16 protein-coding genes and 1 pseudogene are annotated in these 16,706 nt (G+C 50.2%); 4 read left to right on the top strand and 13 right to left on the bottom strand.

Going from position 1 to position 16,706, the window contains the following annotated elements; all coding sequences use genetic code 11:
- The 3 genes and pseudogenes from WG8_RS27915 to WG8_RS03950 form a co-directional block, all read left to right on the top strand.
- Positions 1-446 (top strand): annotated as a pseudogene (locus WG8_RS27915) (aspartate aminotransferase family protein); the annotation flags it as partial.
- Positions 447-654: 208 nt separating this feature from the next.
- The gene (locus WG8_RS03955; RefSeq protein ID WP_007428805.1) at positions 655-1,602 is read left to right on the top strand and encodes a DMT family transporter; all 948 of its coding nucleotides are present in this window, start codon (positions 655-657) and stop codon (positions 1,600-1,602) included.
- A gap of 100 nt (positions 1,603-1,702) precedes the next feature.
- Entirely contained in the window at positions 1,703-1,849 is a 147-nt protein-coding gene (locus WG8_RS03950; protein ID WP_007428804.1) for a hypothetical protein, read from the top strand.
- A gap of 169 nt (positions 1,850-2,018) precedes the next feature.
- On the opposite strand, the gene WG8_RS03945 is transcribed toward WG8_RS03950, so the two are convergent.
- The 13 genes from WG8_RS03945 to WG8_RS03885 form a co-directional block, all read right to left on the bottom strand.
- Positions 2,019-2,429: a sensory rhodopsin transducer gene (locus WG8_RS03945; RefSeq protein WP_007428803.1), complete on the bottom strand. Its 411-nt coding sequence runs from the start codon at positions 2,427-2,429 to the stop codon at positions 2,019-2,021.
- Positions 2,430-2,476: 47 nt separating this feature from the next.
- Positions 2,477-3,511 carry a glycoside hydrolase family 88/105 protein gene (locus WG8_RS03940; RefSeq protein WP_043890763.1) on the bottom strand — a complete coding sequence of 345 codons (1,035 nt, stop codon included), beginning with the start codon at positions 3,509-3,511 and terminating at the stop codon, positions 2,477-2,479.
- Between the two features lie 73 nt (positions 3,512-3,584).
- Positions 3,585-4,703, bottom strand: coding sequence for a rhamnogalacturonan acetylesterase (locus WG8_RS03935; RefSeq protein ID WP_007428801.1), 1,119 nt, complete (start codon positions 4,701-4,703; stop codon positions 3,585-3,587).
- 28 nt (positions 4,704-4,731) lie between these two features.
- Positions 4,732-5,571, bottom strand: coding sequence for a carbohydrate ABC transporter permease (locus WG8_RS03930; RefSeq protein ID WP_007428800.1), 840 nt, complete (start codon positions 5,569-5,571; stop codon positions 4,732-4,734).
- A gap of 5 nt (positions 5,572-5,576) precedes the next feature.
- Positions 5,577-6,485: a carbohydrate ABC transporter permease gene (locus tag WG8_RS03925; protein WP_007428799.1), complete on the bottom strand. Its 909-nt coding sequence runs from the start codon at positions 6,483-6,485 to the stop codon at positions 5,577-5,579.
- A gap of 232 nt (positions 6,486-6,717) precedes the next feature.
- Positions 6,718-8,010: an ABC transporter substrate-binding protein gene (locus tag WG8_RS03920; RefSeq protein ID WP_007428798.1), complete on the bottom strand. Its 1,293-nt coding sequence runs from the start codon at positions 8,008-8,010 to the stop codon at positions 6,718-6,720.
- 172 nt (positions 8,011-8,182) lie between these two features.
- Positions 8,183-9,742, bottom strand: coding sequence for a response regulator transcription factor (locus WG8_RS03915; RefSeq protein WP_007428797.1), 1,560 nt, complete (start codon positions 9,740-9,742; stop codon positions 8,183-8,185).
- A complete protein-coding gene (locus tag WG8_RS03910) occupies positions 9,720-11,498 on the bottom strand; it encodes a sensor histidine kinase (RefSeq protein ID WP_007428796.1) in 1,779 nt (592 codons plus the stop codon). Before WG8_RS03910 ends, WG8_RS03915 begins: the two co-directional genes overlap by 23 nt.
- Positions 11,499-11,574: 76 nt before the next feature.
- On the bottom strand, positions 11,575-11,817 hold the full coding sequence (locus WG8_RS03905; protein WP_007428795.1) for a hypothetical protein: 243 nt from the start codon (positions 11,815-11,817) through the stop codon (positions 11,575-11,577).
- Between the two features lie 30 nt (positions 11,818-11,847).
- Positions 11,848-12,714 carry an inositol monophosphatase family protein gene (locus tag WG8_RS03900; protein WP_007428794.1) on the bottom strand — a complete coding sequence of 289 codons (867 nt, stop codon included), beginning with the start codon at positions 12,712-12,714 and terminating at the stop codon, positions 11,848-11,850.
- Positions 12,715-13,020: 306 nt separating this feature from the next.
- A complete protein-coding gene (locus WG8_RS03895) occupies positions 13,021-13,344 on the bottom strand; it encodes a hypothetical protein (RefSeq protein WP_007428793.1) in 324 nt (107 codons plus the stop codon).
- A 66-nt stretch (positions 13,345-13,410) separates the two neighbouring features.
- Complete coding sequence (locus tag WG8_RS03890; RefSeq protein ID WP_007428792.1) at positions 13,411-14,499, bottom strand: D-alanine--D-alanine ligase; 1,089 nt, start codon at positions 14,497-14,499, stop codon at positions 13,411-13,413.
- Between the two features lie 72 nt (positions 14,500-14,571).
- On the bottom strand, positions 14,572-15,567 hold the full coding sequence (locus tag WG8_RS03885) for an amidase domain-containing protein (RefSeq protein ID WP_007428791.1): 996 nt from the start codon (positions 15,565-15,567) through the stop codon (positions 14,572-14,574).
- Between the two features lie 424 nt (positions 15,568-15,991).
- Here WG8_RS03885 and WG8_RS27910 point away from each other — a divergent pair.
- A partial coding sequence (locus WG8_RS27910) for an aconitase family protein (RefSeq protein WP_007428790.1) occupies positions 15,992-16,706 on the top strand: 715 nt, incomplete at its 3' end.

Below are 16,706 nucleotides of genomic sequence, written 5' to 3'. Positions count from 1 at the left end.
TCATGGAGCAGGTTGCCCCACTCGGCCCGGCTTATCAAGCCGGTACTATGGCCGGCAACCCGGCCTCCATCTCGTCAGGCATCGCCTGCCTTGAAGTCCTTCAAGGGGAAGGCGTGTATGAAGAGATGGAACGTCTGGCCGTGAGACTGACGGACGGTATTCAGTCCTCCGCCGACCGCTACGGCGTGCCATTGACGATCAACCGCATTCGGGGAGCGTTCTCGACGCATTTTTGCAATCATCCGATCACGAATTACGCTCAGGCGCAGGATACAGACGGCGAAGCGTTCGCGTCCTTCTTCCGTCACATGCTGGATTGCGGTGTTCATTTGGCACCATCCAAATACGAAGCCTGGTTCCTCACAACAGCGCATACGGACGAAGATGTGGATGCTACGCTGGAAGCGGCGGACGATTCCTTCCGTGCCATGTCACAAGGTAAATAAGCAGATTAGTAAGCAATAAAATATGGATTCGATAGAGCCGGAAGTTGTCTTAAGGACGGGGTAGCCCACCTTTGAGACAACGTTCCGGCTTTTTTTATAATGCAAACTGTACCCGTACAATTGTGAATTTTATGGATTGTACCCCGCTATGCTGTCCGGGTATATTAAGAAAGCCATAGATGTCAAATCATCATAACGGAGGTTCATTATGTACAGTCATTCTAGAAATGGAGCAGCCTATTTGGCCGCTCTTAGCTATGCAGCTATACTTGGCTTTTCATTTTTGTTTGTAAAGCTGACCGTCACAGAGGCCAGCCCGATGGATGTGCTCGCCCACCGCTTTGCCCTGTCTTTTATCGCTTTGACGATTCCAGTGCTGCTTGGGTGGATCAAAATCAGCATCACACGGCGTGATATTGTACGCATTTTACCATTGGCGCTCCTTTCACCTTTGGTGTATTTCCCCTTGCAGGCCTTTGGGCTGATGAGCACTTCTTCATCGGAAGGCGGAATTATTCAAGCGACCGTTCCCATTTTCACCCTGCTGTTCGCCTCCTATTTCATTAAAGAGCGCACAACAGGGGTGCAAAAGATATCTTTACTGCTCTCCGTCTTTGGCGTAATTTTTATATTTGTGATGAAAAGCGGAGCGCCCCTGGCGTCCAACAGCTTTGGCGGCATTCTTTTGCTTGTGCTGTCTGCCGTTTGCCTATCCGGCTATAACGTGCTGGCTCGTCCATTAACACAAAAGTACAGACCGATGGAATTGACCTACGTAACCTCCATTTTGGGGTGTGTCGTTTTTAATCTGGCGGCTCTGGGGTATCATGCCATAGACGGTTCCATGAGCGCTTATACCGCTCCGCTGGTAAAGCCTGATTATTGGCTGGCACTGGCTTATCTGGGCATTCTGTCTACCCTCGTCACCTCGCTGTTATCCAGCTTTGCCTTGAAGTGGATCGAAGCCTCGAAAATGAGTGTGATTGGTAATTTATCCACACTCATTTCCATGCTGGCAGGTGCTTATATTTTGCAGGAGCAGCTTGCCTACTATCACATTATAGGCGCTATCATGATCATTGCCGGCGTGCTGGGCACCAACTTTGGAGGACGGAAAAGCTTCGCGCCCAGTCAAACCACTTCTGCCAATCGTTAACATGGACTGAAAACAGATATACCAGTGCTCCAAAGTAGCCATCGGCTGTACGGATTGCAAAAGACTGGCGGCTCAGGCCGTAAATAGGCTGCTGGAGCCCATGCGTGAACGACGTCATACTTTTGCAGCACGGATGGAAGATGTCGACGAAATTTTGATCGAGGGTACACGAAAGGCCCGGATTACGGCGAGGGAAACGATGAGCGAGGTACGTGATGCCATGGGGATTGGCTATTTTTGGCGTTAAAATGCGCTGATATAGCTACTTCGTATGGCGGAGCAAATATGTGTCACGATGAGGGCGGCGTGGGCTATTTATCCAGTATGCTTCTACCCTTCGCAAAAAAGACATCTCCAGGCTTGAAATTGCTGTAGCCTGGAGATGTCTTTTTTAACAGTACACAGTACGTATCGGATTAGACCGGGTATGCGATCACACTCATTAACGCCAGCTCCGGCTGTGTCGTGTCCAGCCTGCTGTATTGAATGATTACGGGTACATCGCTGGTGACCGTAATCGCATAAGGTATGCCTGTCGGAATCCGTTCGCCTGACTTTTCCAGCGAGGCTGTTCGGATATGGCGGGTTCGTCTTCCTTCCACCACCTCAATCAGTCCCTCGAGCGGCTCGCGGTCCTCAAAATAGATGTCTATGCTCAGCTTTGCCGCACGGTTCTCACAATTCAGCACGCATATACTCTCATGACTGACCAGTTCTCCCCGACTTTCCGGTGGAATATATCCGTCGGGGATGACCCAGAACAAGCTGCCCCGCGGCTGGTTTACTTTGTCCTGAGGAAGGTCCTGAGAAAGTTCGGTATCACCCATACGATCAGCCTCCTTTTACCAAAATGGCTTGGTCAAGCAACAATCTTCTACCCGTAAGGGTTCTCCTTGGTACGCAGCAATTGGGCCAGAAAAGCGAGCGCCAATCCCTGCCCCCAACCCTGAATGCGTTTGTAGGGTACATTGCGATAGCCGTCAATATCGTTCATTATAGCCGTTCCTGCGGATACGCCCGTCACTGTGCCGTCCTCCTTAATCCGGGAAAGGATGCCGTCGATCGCCTTTTGCGAGTATTTGTTAAACAATCGTCCCCGCATAAGCAAGGCCGTCGCAATCCCTGCAGAGCCGGAGGTTTCCAGATAAGAGGTATCATCATTCAGCACTGTATGCCACAGTCCTTCCGGGGATTGCAGCCGCACCAACGCACTGAGCTGGTCACGCAGTGAGCCGTCGATGATCATATAGGATGGATGCTGAACCTCTACATATTTTAGCGCCTTGGCCATCGTGAGGGCTGCCCATGAATTGCCGCGTGCCCAGTATATGCCTGACATCCTGCTCTGATTCGCATGATCCCAGCCATGATAATACAAATTCGTATCCGGGTCCTGCAAAAATTCCTCATGCCCGTGATATTGCCGGATACCGTCCTCCCAATATTCCTTGTTATCCAGCAGATGACCGATGCGCAGCAAATAAAAGCCTGCCATAAACATCGTATCCACCCACGCCTGCTGCGGAAATACGTCGTGAAGTGAATTCACCGTATGCTGGAAAATGCCGTCGGCGAACCGTTCGGCTTTTTTTGCCAGAAACTCTGCCATCTCGATGGCAATATCCAGGTATTTTTGCTCTCCTGTGGCCTGATGCAGTGTCAACAAGCAGTGTCCGATCGATACGCCGTTCACCGACAGAGGTGGAAGTCCATCCTCAATATTTTCGTCAACCCATTCTCTCAGCCTGGTCAGATACTTTTCGTTCCCTGTCGCTTCATAGGCTTCACATACACCGTAAAAGGCTACCCCACCCGGCCAATCCCAGCTATAGTCCATTTGAAACGTGCGTTCCACGACCCGGTCGATCACCTGTTTAATTTGTTCCTCATCATAAATCAATGCTGGCATTTCCTCGTCTCCTCCTTCGGTAAGCTTCACGTTAGTTGCCCTCCTTGCCACCTGTTCCAGAAAAGTCCATCGGTCAACGTAAGTACATGCGCAGCGGTTGCAAATCCAGTTCCTTCACTGCCTCCGCCACCATATCTGCAATCCGGACCGCGCCATTCTCATGAAAATGCGTATTATCCTCCAGGCCGCCGGAAAAGTTCATGTATTCTCCGGGCAGCAGCCACATAAACAATTCCTTGCTTTCTTCGGGACCCAGCCCTTCATATAACTCCTGCGTGCGGGCAGACAAATCAATCAGCGGCACGTCCGCTTCTTCCGCCAACTCGCGAACCGCCGTAATATAGTCGCCATGGGTGTCGGACAGCGTACCATCCTTGTTGAAATAGCGACGATGTACAGGTGTAATCAGCACCGGGGTTCCCCCCTTGCTTCTCGCTCCATCGATATACAGGCGCAGATGCTCCTTATAGGTTGTAAAAGGCTCTGTAGCCCGCACCGGATCAGGCTTCTCATCATTATGACCAAACTGGATGAACAGGAAGTCCCCTGCCTTCATTTCGCCCACAATGGCATCCAGCCGTACTTCATCCGCAAAGCTTTTGGAGCTTCGCCCGGATACAGCATGATTATCCACACAGACATCATGCTTGAACAGGGCTGGCAAAGCCTGGCCCCAGCCTGTATACGGATAGCCGGACGCGTCCTGATCCGTAACGGTGGAATCTCCGGCCAGAAATAGCCGGAGGGTCTGTGGCGCTGGCGTAATCTCCAGCGCATTGAGCCGCGGCGCGGTGCCCGATATGGCGAGACGCAGCTGACCGCCCCGGACAGGCACCGCAAACCAGGCCTCTGCGAGCTGGCCTGGCAGCGTGTGGACCGGGGGCAGCATGTGCTTGCCCTCGCCAGCCTTGAGCCGCGTGAGCGTTTCCGCAAGCGGATCGCCGAGCAGTGCATAGACGAGGTACACCCCGTCCGGCACATCTGCGACAAATGCAGCGTTCAGCGGAATGCAAAAGCTGCTTCGCAGCCGTGTGTGCGCATCCTTCGCAGGCGCAGAAGTTCGCCTTTGTCGTCCGTACACCTGCCCTGTAGCCTCGAAGCCGTACCCCAATTCGGCAGTATAGAAGCAAGCCGGGGATACCCCCTTGTAGCCAGCAGCAGGCTCCCCCGGACCAAAATCAAACTTCCACATGCCACTCACCTCCTTCGCAGCTTGAGCTTTACCCCTTCAAGCCACTCGTACTCATTCCTTCTACAATTTGCTTCTGGAAGGCAAAGAATACAGCGATAACCGGCACCAGGCTCAAAATGGACATGGCGAACATTCCACCCCAGTTGGAGGCCGACTCGCTGTCGAGAAACATTTTGAGCGCAATCGATACGGTATATTTCTCCGGCGAATTCAGATACAGTACCGGGCCCAGCAGATCCTCCCACTTCCAGTAGAAGGAGAAGATAGCCGCCGTAGCCAGCGAGGATTTGAGCAATGGCAAAATAATGCGGAAATATAGCCTGAATTTGCCGCATCCGTCAATCGTCGCCGCTTCATCCAGCTCCGCCGGTATCGTTCGGATAAACTGAACCATCAGGAAGATGAAGAATGGCATCCCGAAAAACGACGGCACCACCAGCGGCAAAATCGTATTGACCCAGCCGAGCTTGGTGAAAATAATATATTGCGGTACCAGTACCACATCTCCGGGCAGCATCAGCGTCATCATCATCAACGCAAACCAGAAGTTACGCCCTTTGAATTTCAAACGTGCGAAGCCAAATGCAATTAATGAGGAGGAAATCACGGCTCCAATCGTGGCAATCACGACAATCGTGAGCGAATTCAAAATGTACGTGCCAAAGCTGTATCCGCTTGTGCCCTTCCAGCCTGTCACATAGTTTTGCCAAATCCATTCTGTAGGGAAAAGAGAATCTGCCGTGACGAATATCGTCCGGCTCTCCTTGAACGAGCTGAACAGCATCCAAAATACGGGATACAGCATCAGGAGCGCCAGCGCAGCGACCAGAATGTGATAGATCGGCCATTTGAACGTTTTCCATGCCATCGGTATCAGCGCCCCTTTTCCGTTTCATAGAATACCCAGTATCTGGAGGTTAAAAATAAAATCGCTGTCAGTATCGCAATCATAATGAGCATGACCCAGGCCATAGCCGCCGCATATCCCATATTGCTGAACATAAACGCCTGTCGGAACAAATACAGCGAATGCAGCATCGTCCCATCCATTGGGCCGCCCTCGCCCTTTGAAATAACGTAGGCTGGAACAAAGGTCATAAAGGCGCTAATGGTCTGCATAATCAGGTTAAATAAAATAATTGGACTAAGCAGAGGGAGCGTGATACTGAAAAATTTTCGTACTGGCGATGCGCCGTCCACGCTGGACGCCTCGTACATTTCAACCGAAATATTCTTCAATCCGGCCAGAAAAATAAGCATGGAGGAGCCAAATTGCCATACAGACAAGGTGATCAGCATCGTAAGCGAAGCATTCGGATCACCAAACCATTTCACCGGGGTTGCCCCCAAGGCTGACAGCAAGCTGTTAACAATGCCGTCATTGCTGAAAATGTTGCGCCACATGATAGACACCGCAACGCTGCCCCCGATAATGGACGGCAGATAGTACATTGTCCGATAGGTGCCAACCATACGCGATTTGGTATTCAAAATCATAGCCACAAACAGGGCGAATATCAGCCGCAGCGGCACACCGACCAACACATACGTAAATGTGACCCTGATCGAATTCCAGTATTTCGGGTCGCCTGTGAACATTTTTTCGAAGTTCCCCAGACCAATCCATTTGGGCGGGGTGAACAGATTGTAGGTTGTAAAGGACAGATACAGCGAAATAAACATCGGAATTAATGTAAACGCCAGAAAGCCCACAATAAACGGGCTGATGAACGCATATCCGGTCATATTAGCTCTCAAGCTCTGATGGTTTCGCAAGCTCATCAAGCCTCCCTTCTGTTGCATTTTACCAATTAACAAAATTTTATAGTGTTATTATATCGTTGTTATACGCATTATATTATGATGTGTGCAAAGGAAGCTTCTACGGCTTCTACGACTTGTTCGTCGTGTTAACCGTGCGCAATCATGCTATCACTACGCACGGTTAACTTAACGAAACGGGCCTTCGCCCTATGTCATAACGGGTCAGCAGCCTAGAAAGCTATTACACGAATTACTGCTTGTTATTCGCAAGAATAGTATTCGCATCAGTTCGGAATTTGACCGCTGCATCCGCCGCTGTCATTTGACCAAAATTGACCTGCTCAATATAATCGGTCAGGGTCGCAATCACTTCCGGTGATCCGACTGGCGGCGGTGGGCTCATTGGAGAAGCCTTTGGCTCCATGGAAGCCACAAAATCAAACACCTGCTTCGCAGCCTCGCTCAATTCAGGCGCTACAGCTTCCTTGATTTTGGCGGAAATCGGTACGCCCCGCTCGCCCTTAATCAATTTATTCGCTTCTACATCGTTCATCCAGAAATCAATAAACTTGGCGGCCTCATCCTTTACCTGTGAACGGGCAGCAACCGTCCAGTACATCGTAGGCTGCATGTATATGCCTTTTTCCATATTCGGCCCGAACATCGGAGCCAGCGCCATCGGACGGTTAACGACCTGCTGTAAGCCTACATACTGATTGGACCACTGCCAAATGCCAATGCCTGTTCCTTTAACGAGATCGGATTCCTCAAGAATCCCCTTGGTCTGGTTCATGATTTCGGGAGGCGGAGTCGCCCCCTTCTTAATCAACTCAGCCAATCCGCCGAAGAAGTCAACAAACAGCTTATCGTCGTCATACCCCAATCCTGTTCCTTCCGCATTGTAGAGAGACTTTCCATGTGTCCGCAAATAGTAGTGGAAGAAAATATCGGCAGCCATGGAGCTGTCAAAGTAAACTTTATTGGAACCTGCCTTCAAGGCTAGTTCTTTGTATTGATCCCATGTCCAGTTGTCAGGAATTTTGTCTATGCCCGCTTTTTTCAGCAGGGCCGGGTCATACTGGAAGCCCAGCACATTGACACCTGTCGGAATACCATATTGTTTTCCGGCTATGATGCCGGTTTTGAGTACATTTTCGTTCACGTCAGCGACCTGAATTTTCTGATTCAAGTAAGGCGCCATATCCTCCAGCTGTCCGTTCTTCGCATACTGGCTAATGTATGAGATGTCCATCTGCACGATATCCGGCAGCTGGTTTGCTGCCGCCTGCGGGGCGAGCTTTTTCCAATAGTCATCAAAAGAGGCATATTCCACATCAATCGTCACATTCGGATTTTTTTGCTTATACAAATCAATTACCTTCTGCGTGTATTCATGACGGGTATCTGATCCCCACCAAGCAATCCGCAACTTTACCTTACTGTCTGCACTTGCCCCCGAATTGCTGCCGCTGTCCGCTCCGCTGCATGCTGTCGTCAAAACGAGCAGCATTGCCATGATCAGAAACCATCCCTTTTTGCCCACTTATCTCTCCCCTTTTCGCTGTTCTAGAAAGGAGCTATGTTACAAGTGACAACGTAATTACGCCTTTTGATAGCGTTTACATTGGCTCCTGCTGTTATTTTCCCAAAAGCAGAGCAGCATTGGAATACACAAATCAGATTTCGAGGTTTAAAAATCAGAGGGGGTTTAGCACTCATCCCCGTTCGTGTGATTTAATGTACTCGGATGGCGTCATACCCGCCCATTTTTTGAACACCTGGCTAAAATATTGGGCGTTCCCGCCAAAGCCGAACCATTCCGCCAGCTCAAACACCTTGACGTCTCCCGTCTCCCGGATATGCTCGGCTGCGCGTTCGATTCGGTAACGATTCACGTAATGCGAAAAGTTTTCACCCGTTACCTTTTTGAAAATTTTCCCCAGGTAGTCGGAATTCATATACAGCATTTGCCCGGCCACTCCGTTTAGTGACAAGTCGGATTTTCGATAGTTCTGCTCAATAATGGTGATCATTTTATCCACGGTGGAGGATTGGCGACACACATTGCTCTTATAGTAGATTGCGGTCATTCGTCCGGCGGTCTCCTGCACAAAGGATTTAAGAGCAGCAAGTGTTTTTTGCTCTGCCAGCACGGCCATTCGGCTCGTAAACTCGGAACGCTCCTCTTCAGGGCATATACGGATCATGGCGGCATATAGCTGAAGCACATAAGAACGGGTCATGGAAATTTCCAGTTTCATACGGGACAGGATGCCGAACAACCGATCCACTTCCCTGGCAACCTCCTCCGTATTTCCCGCTTTGATCAGCAGACCAAATTTTTCCTCGTCCAGCTCCAAATCTGCCATCTCCCGTGGGTCCTCGGTCGCCAAATCTTCCTTCGTAATCAAGCTGCCCTCCCCGGTGTAAAAACGATGATTCATACAGTGCAATGTCTCCCGGTACATCCCCCGCGAATGCTGCATACTGTCCGACTCGCTAACCGCAACCGTTACCTCCAGCTTGTAAAAACGACGAAACGTTGCACGTACCGCGTCGATCTGGTCCATAAGCCTGGACGTATCATGCCCGCTTTCCAGCACGATGAGCAGTTGGCCTTGCATGGTCGTACCGAGCAGGACATGCTCCATTAAATCTGCTGCAATATTTTGCAGCGCAAACAGATGCTCCGGCTCATGGGATTCCTCTACCCGCAGCAGCAGCATTCGCACCTGCTTATTCTGCAGCTCCAGTCCGAATAACCGCTCATAAAAGGCGATATCACGGCTTCCGTAGGTTTTATACGAAATGAACTCCTTTAAAAAGTGTTCCTTCACATGAGGCAGCATACGCTGAAAATCAAGCTTCATCCGGTTCACAAACTGCTTGCGTTCCTCCTGCTCCTCCCTCTCCTGCCCCAGCTCGGTCAGCGCCTCATGGATTTGCCGCTCATTGCAGGGCTTCAATAAATAGTGCTTTACCCCATATTGCATAGCCCGACAAGCATAGTCGAAATCTTTATAGCCGGACAACAGAATGAACCGAACGTCTGGAAAATGCTCCGTCGTTTTGGCAACCAACCCGATGCCATCCAAACCTGGCATAGAGATGTCGCTAATCACAAAATCAGGCGGACTGGCCTGAATCTGATCATAAGCCTCAATCCCGTTTCGAGCCGTACCCACTAGTTGCGTCCCTGCTTTGCTCCAATCCACCACCTGTGATATGCCTTCCAAAATCACACGCTCATCATCAACCAGCAGCACCTTGTACATGCCCCTGTTCCCCTTTCACATATGGAATACAGACATGAATCGACGTTCCTGTTCCTGACTCGCTGTGCAGCTCTATCCCCCATGGAGTGCCAAAGGTCAGGTTAATCCGTTCCTGAATATTGGTAAGGCCAATGCCCTGTCCACGGGTCGTGACCTGCCCGCTTCGCAGCTTTTCCAAAAAATCCTGCGTCATTCCTGGTCCGTCATCCTCCACCCGCAGGAAAAGCGCACCTTCCCTCACTCTGGCAACAATAGAAATCCGGCACGGCTCAATTTGCGGCTCCAGTGCGTAATGGATTGCATTCTCCACCAAGGGCTGAAGCGTCAGCTTCGGGATTTGCGCATCCATCAGCTCCTCTGGCACATCCAGATGGAAAACAAGCCGCTCATCGAAGCGCGTTTTTTGAATCGTGACATAGCTCCTCACGATATCCAGTTCTTTGCGAAGTGGGATGAGCTGTTCTTCAGAGCTGACCGCACTGCGCAGCAGAAAGGCAAGCGCCTCCACCATTTCCGAGATGCGATCCTGCTTATTGGCCTTGGCGAGCCAGTTCACAGACTCTAATGTATTGTATAGAAAATGCGGATTAATCTGTGCCTGGAGCGCCTTGAGCTCCGTTTCCCGCAGCAATAGCTGCTTGGCAACATTCTCATTAATGAGCTCACGGATGCGGCGGATCATCTTTTTGTACGTTCGATGTAGCAAACCCACCTCATCCTGGGTGGAAAGGGGAACCGCACCGAGTGCTTCCTCTTCCAGACGGTCAAGATCGCCTTTTTCAATTTTGCGCATGTTCTGGATGAGTTGAACGATCGGCCTGGTAATGCTGCCGGATAACCGGGCTCCCAGCGCCAGCGCAATCAGCAACATAATGACAAAAATTGCGCTTACAATTTCTTTGATTATCGTAATGCTGCGAAACATATCATCAAAGGGGGTCATATGCAAATATGTCCAGCCCGTATAAGAGGATTTGGTTTGAGCTGCAAAAAAGGTCCCACCTGTGTAGGTCGCAATGCCGTAAGGCTGCTTGCGCGCAAGCTCGGCCTGCATATCGCTCTCACTCAAAAGCGGTGCTTCGGGATAAATCATCTGCTTGCCATCTGTAATCATCAGCTGTCCATCACGGCCTGAGGTCTGCACACGATCTGCTACAATCCGGTCAATCCGCACACGAATTGCAAGCGTTCCGAGCCCTTTTAACGTAAAATTGGTATCTGTAAAGGATTTGAACTGGCGCGCTGCCAGCAAGGAGGAGTGACCTGCTACATACCATGCGTTGGAACCGTTATATTCAGCCGCCAGCTCCGACAGGGTGGACCGAAGCTCTGGGGGAATTCCTTCACGGTTGCCCGCACTCATGACCTGCCCCTCTTTGTCGATCACCATCATAGAATAGACATAGGTTTCGGAGCCAGCGAAGGCGACAAGCCTGTTCGTTATTTTTTTACGCAGCACCATTTTGGTATAAGGCGAGGTTTCACTTTCCAATTGCAGCAAATAACGCTGAAGCTGCTCATCCGTCGTCACCTTAAAAGTAATCTTTTCAACATCCCTTAGCTCATTTTCAATGCCAATCGAAGAAATATTCAATACTTCTGATGTTTTTTTATACATTTGATTATCGTAAATATGAAATACGTATTTTAGGATGACTGCAAAAACCGCAAAATTGACCAGCATGAGCACTATGATTAATAGAATCATTTTATGATGAATTCCAGCATTTTTGTAAGCGCTCTTAAAATAGGTCATCCGTAAGTATCGCCTCCTTTATAACATACAAAATACCCCATGCCTGGGTCATTCGGCAAGAGGTATTTGTGTTTGCTTAGCGCTGGTCGGAGGGGTCCGATTGGTTCGCCTTTCTCATATATTCATCGTATCGGTCGTCCAGTTCCCGTGCCATACTGCGGTATTTGCGGGTCTCCTCGACAATGGGATCGATATGCGTTTGAATCCGCACCTCATATTTAGGGCTGAGCCGTTCCCGTTTTTTGGCCTCATTCTCACGAATTTCGCCTTCTGTCAGCAATTCACTGAGCTCACGCTCCAAATCCTCGGATCGGCCCATCATCCTTCCTCCTTCAGCGATTTAGGTGTATTATAACCCGGTTGCATCTGCTTCTTTCAGCACTTGAATAAGTTGGGAATGAATAGCTGTATTCGTAGCTGCAATATGCCGCACGCTCAAATCATAAGGTCTGCCCAGCGTATCTGTGATCGTTCCACCCGATTCCTGTACCAGCAAAGCGCCTGCTGCCACATCCCAGGCATTCAAACCGATTTCGCAATAGGCTGACAGCCGTCCCGACGCCACATAAGCCAGATGCAGGGCTGCCGAGCCGAGCGCCCGAATGCCTCGTACCTGCGGTGTAAGCACCTGCGTAATTTTCATATTCAGCGGCTGTGCATACGCACGATCCGGTGGGAAGCCGATGCACACCAGACTATCTCCCAGTGTTTCCTCTCTTGATGCCTGCATCCGATTGCCATGAACATAGGCGCCTTTTCCTTTTTCCGCCACGAACATTTCATCGCGGGACGGATCATAAATGACGCCGACAATCACCTCTCCACGGTGGGCCAAGGCAATCGACACGCTGTAGAACGGCAGACTGTGCACAAAATTAGTGGTGCCATCTACTGGATCAATAATCCATAAGTATTCCTCTTCACGGGCAGCCTCTAATGCGCGAGCCGAAGCCTCAGCCCCCGGCTCCACGCCCTCTTCACCCAAAATGGCATGATCGGGGAAATGGGTGAGGATCAGCCTGCGGATCATCTGCTCTGCACCTTTATCCACCTCGGTTACCAGATCCGCAGAAGATTGCTTGGTGTTCAATTGTTCAACCGTTCCCAGTCTGCTCTTAATCCATTCCCCAGCTTTAGATGCCGCGTTAATAGCCACGGCGGTATAGCTTTTTCCTGATACGATATAGGGAACCTTTTCGTTTTCATGTTCGTTCAACGTGTTCACTCTACTTTCTATATCATTGTTACGTGGTTGACGAGGCTGCCATACAGCACAGTCTCTTAACCATCTTTGTTAAAAGTACAACTTTGCTAGTTTGCACAATCTAGTATACACAATAGGTTTCATAAAGTTTCTCTATTTGGGAACTTTATCCGCAAAAATCCTACACCCTAAGGCGCAATTTCCACGGATGCCCCATTCAACACTTTAACCCTGTCACCTAAAGCCCTTTTCTACTGATCATACCCGGAAAAGCATCTGCTGATTCAGTGACATTGCATATATTGCAGGAAAGCGCCACTAAGATTGCTGCTGCGCTCCAAAAAACATTTCATCCGCCAAGGCGGTCTGGATTCTCGATTCCTCTTCATTCAACTTGCGAATAAGGATCATTTCAACCTCGGTCACTTCGTCGCCCTGAAAATTGATTTCAGCGATACAGCCCACAATCTGTACGATGGCTACTGCCACATTGTCCACGCTGTAAGCGATCACCTTCTGGCCTGTCGGGAACACGCGCAGACCGGATTTAACCATTTTGCCGCGTCCGTATTCCAGCAGTTCGTAAAGCTCCTGTTCGCTCTTGAATTTACACACCGAGTTAAATTCAGTTTGAAAGCCCATGTTTAGCTGCCCCCTTTCCATACATATGAACAAAAAGGAGAGTGATCAGCTCCCCTTTGTTTCGTTTTATGAGTTCTCGTAGTGAAGTGCAGACCTGCGTTCATAACGCTCCAGTGCAAGTGCAATCATGCGATCCAGCAAGCTTTGGTAGGATACTCCAGTTTCTCTCCACAACAATGGATACATGCTGAACGGTGTAAAGCCCGGCATGGTGTTCACTTCATTGATCAAAATATGTCCATCTGAGCGTCTGACAAAGAAATCGGCTCGGGAAATCCCACAGCCCTCCAGAGCCCGGAATGCTTGTAGGGCGGCCTCGCGAATACGATCTGCCACTTCCTCGTCGAGCGGTGCCGGAATGAGCATTTCCGATTGGCCGTCCGTATATTTGGCAGCATAATCATAGTAATCGCTGGACGATACAATTTCACCCGGTACGGAAGCAATCGGCTCGTCGTTGCCAAGCACGCTGACCTCGATCTCACGCGCATCCACGTACTCCTCCACAATCACCTTCAGGTCAAATTGCAAAGCCAGCTCTACAGATTTCTCCAGCTCTTCCCGGTTACTGGCTTTGGAAATGCCGACACTTGATCCCAGATTCGCCGGTTTGACAAAGCACGGATAGCCAAGCTCCGTTTCGATGCTGCGCACCAGATCATGACTGGTTTGTGCCCACTGTGTACTATTAAAATAACAGTATTTCACTTGCGGCAAGCCTGCATGCTCAAACAGCTTCTTCATGACGCCTTTGTCCATCCCTGCGGCGGAAGCCAGCACTCCTGCACCGACATAAGGCATATCCGCCATTTCGAATAGACCCTGAATCGTTCCGTCCTCGCCAAAGGTGCCATGCAGCAGCGGAAACAGCACATCCAGCGTCTGCTCTCCGTACAGCTTGCCGAACAACGTATCCAGTGCCGCTTTGGTGCCGCCCTCTGCACGTTCCAGCTTCAATTGCTCCAATGAAGCCAAAGGTGCGCTCAGCAGCGGCCCTCTGCGCCAATCGCCAGCCTTTGTAATATAAAAAGGAATAATCTCGTATTTCTCATAATTAAACGCGTTCATTACCGCATACGCCGTTTGCAGCGAAACCTCATGTTCGCCTGATTTGCCACCGTACACCAGCCCTACGGTTAATTTTTGTTTTGCCATGCTATCCTCCGCTTTCCTGCTTTCGTCATTGTGCCTGATGTGCATCCCTGTACCTGTTATTCATCATCTCTTTTAAAAATAGTCGGCGATATGATAAAAGCGATATACCGTGCTATCCGTCCATGCATACGAATTTTTGTAGTCCCAATAACGATGTCTGGAGCTTACCGTATGTGCATTGACCAGCGGCATGCCACCCGCATCAAAGGCCGTTACGATCGTGCTGTGCTGAAAGGTTCCGTCACCGTCCCAATCGTAAAAAATGACGTCTCCCAGCATAAGCTGCTCCGGACGGCTCACCTGTTCAGCGGTCAAGCCCCACGAGCTTGAGCCCAAAAACCGCTCCAGGCTGTTGGAAACCGCCCAGCTATAACTCCACAGCTCACGTCCGGCGACCCGTCCTTTGTACCACCAGCCCGATTCTCTTTTACCAGTATAGTGGATCGGTGCGCCCCCTGCAAAGAGGCATTGCGAGATATAATTGGTGCAATCCACATCGAAACCTTCAAACTCCGGGTTGAAGCTATCCCACCACTGATCTGCATAGGCCGCCGATTCCTCGCGCCGATATCGGCTGGGACGTGCCGATGTGCCAAAGCCCAGTACTCCGCGATTCAGCAGCGGCAGACTCCCCCCTTGATTAAACGACGCCTGTTCAAAAGGTACTTCTCCCCCCGCAGGCTTCCTTTCTGCCGGATCGCGCTCGATTCTCGTCACCTGCCAGGCTTCTCCCTCACGCGTGAACGTCAGCCGCTCCTGTTCAATTCGATCCTCCCGGTGGGTCATCCCGCCCTTCTCATAAAAGAGCCGGACATGCAATTGTACGTCTATTACGGCCTCATCCGAGGTATCCTGCACAATCCGCAACGGCTTGGCTCGAGTCTCGCTGCGCAAGGGAACAGCATCCCGTTCGTTATACCACTGCTCCAATCTGGCCGCACGCGCCGCCCGTTCCATCCGCTGATCCACCTCCAGATATTCATCCGGTTGCGGTCCCCCATTCACCTCACTGCGATTGTACTGATTCACGTATGCAAAAAGAGCCTGTTTCCATTCCCGCTCCCCCATCCCTATCCCTCCTGTATTCGTCCCGCTACCCTTCTCCGCCAATAGCCGAGATGATGTATAACTTCCTTTTTTCCCTCTCTGGACTGATATGCACTCTATCTATAAGTATGAATCTCTAAAGCTTGGTATGAACATCGAAACACGAGGAAGTGGAACGTTTTATTTTCCAGTCTGCAAACATATAATTTAGGCCAAAAAAACTTTACGGAACCGCCTGAAAACGGTATACTGAATTCAAAAGCAATCATTTTGAAATCAAGTTTCATCTAATGAAACAAATTTCATTCATCTCAATCTTTAACACGCAATGAATCACTGAAGATGAAATTGAGAACGCAACCAATTTAAACCAACCGTGCAAGACATCGAAAAAAACGACATTCCTATTCACCCCACAAGCATTCACTTCAAGGAGGTAATACCTATGTCAGGAAAAGATCAATTCTCCATTGCCCGCAGTCTCGAAGTTAACGGCAAGCCTTATCGCTATTACAGTCTCAAGGCGTTGGAGGAACAAGGAAAAAGCGGTGTTGCCAAGCTGCCCTTCTCCATTAAAGTGTTGCTGGAAGCCGCGGTTCGTCAATTTGACGGACGCGCCATTACAGAGGAGCATGTACAGCAGCTGACAGGCTGGGCCGAGGATCGTGACACCAACAAGGAAATCCCATTCATCCCGGCACGCATCGTGCTCCAGGATTTTACGGGTGTTCCAGTGGTTGTCGATTTGGCAGCCATGCGCGATACCGTAAAAAAAGCAGGCGGCGATCCAAAACAAATCAACCCGCTCGTCCCGGTCGATCTCGTCATCGACCACTCGGTTATGGTTGATGCTTTTGGTTCCAGTGACGCGCTGGACTACAACATTAATGTAGAGTTTGAGCGTAACGAGGAGCGGTACCGTTTTCTGCGCTGGGCTCAAACGGCGTTCAACAACTTCCGCGCCGTGCCGCCGTCTACCGGTATCGTCCATCAGGTCAATCTGGAGTATCTCGCATCCGTAGCCGCCACCAAAACCATTGACGGCGAGACGGTCGTTTTCCCGGATTCCCTCGTGGGAACAGACTCCCATACTACGATGATTAACGGACTTGGCGTTGTAGGCTGGGGCGTCGGCGGTATTGAGGCAGAGGCAGGTATGC

Source organism: Paenibacillus sp. Aloe-11 (assembly GCF_000245715.1).
Classification (GTDB): domain Bacteria; phylum Bacillota; class Bacilli; order Paenibacillales; family Paenibacillaceae; genus Paenibacillus; species Paenibacillus kribbensis.
The sequence above is the reverse complement of the archived record's forward strand: the minus strand, read 5'-3'. Positions and strand labels throughout refer to the sequence as shown.

Excerpts from the sequence above, each read along its gene's own strand:
- WG8_RS03925 (WP_007428799.1), bottom strand. The coding sequence starts at position 6,485 with ATGAGCTTGCGAAACCATCAGAGCTTGAGAGCTAATATGACCGGATAT.
- WG8_RS03945 (WP_007428803.1), bottom strand. The coding sequence starts at position 2,429 with ATGGGTGATACCGAACTTTCTCAGGACCTTCCTCAGGACAAAGTAAAC.
- WG8_RS03910 (WP_007428796.1), bottom strand. The coding sequence starts at position 11,498 with ATGACCTATTTTAAGAGCGCTTACAAAAATGCTGGAATTCATCATAAA.
- WG8_RS03905 (WP_007428795.1), bottom strand. The coding sequence starts at position 11,817 with ATGGGCCGATCCGAGGATTTGGAGCGTGAGCTCAGTGAATTGCTGACA.
- WG8_RS03895 (WP_007428793.1), bottom strand. The coding sequence starts at position 13,344 with ATGGGCTTTCAAACTGAATTTAACTCGGTGTGTAAATTCAAGAGCGAA.
- WG8_RS03950 (WP_007428804.1), top strand. The coding sequence starts at position 1,703 with ATGCGTGAACGACGTCATACTTTTGCAGCACGGATGGAAGATGTCGAC.
- WG8_RS03890 (WP_007428792.1), bottom strand. The coding sequence starts at position 14,499 with ATGGCAAAACAAAAATTAACCGTAGGGCTGGTGTACGGTGGCAAATCA.
- WG8_RS03935 (WP_007428801.1), bottom strand. The coding sequence starts at position 4,703 with ATGTGGAAGTTTGATTTTGGTCCGGGGGAGCCTGCTGCTGGCTACAAG.
- WG8_RS03930 (WP_007428800.1), bottom strand. The coding sequence starts at position 5,571 with ATGGCATGGAAAACGTTCAAATGGCCGATCTATCACATTCTGGTCGCT.
- WG8_RS03955 (WP_007428805.1), top strand. The coding sequence starts at position 655 with ATGTACAGTCATTCTAGAAATGGAGCAGCCTATTTGGCCGCTCTTAGC.
- WG8_RS03885 (WP_007428791.1), bottom strand. The coding sequence starts at position 15,567 with ATGGGGGAGCGGGAATGGAAACAGGCTCTTTTTGCATACGTGAATCAG.
- WG8_RS03915 (WP_007428797.1), bottom strand. The coding sequence starts at position 9,742 with ATGTACAAGGTGCTGCTGGTTGATGATGAGCGTGTGATTTTGGAAGGC.
- WG8_RS03940 (WP_043890763.1), bottom strand. The coding sequence starts at position 3,511 with ATGCCAGCATTGATTTATGATGAGGAACAAATTAAACAGGTGATCGAC.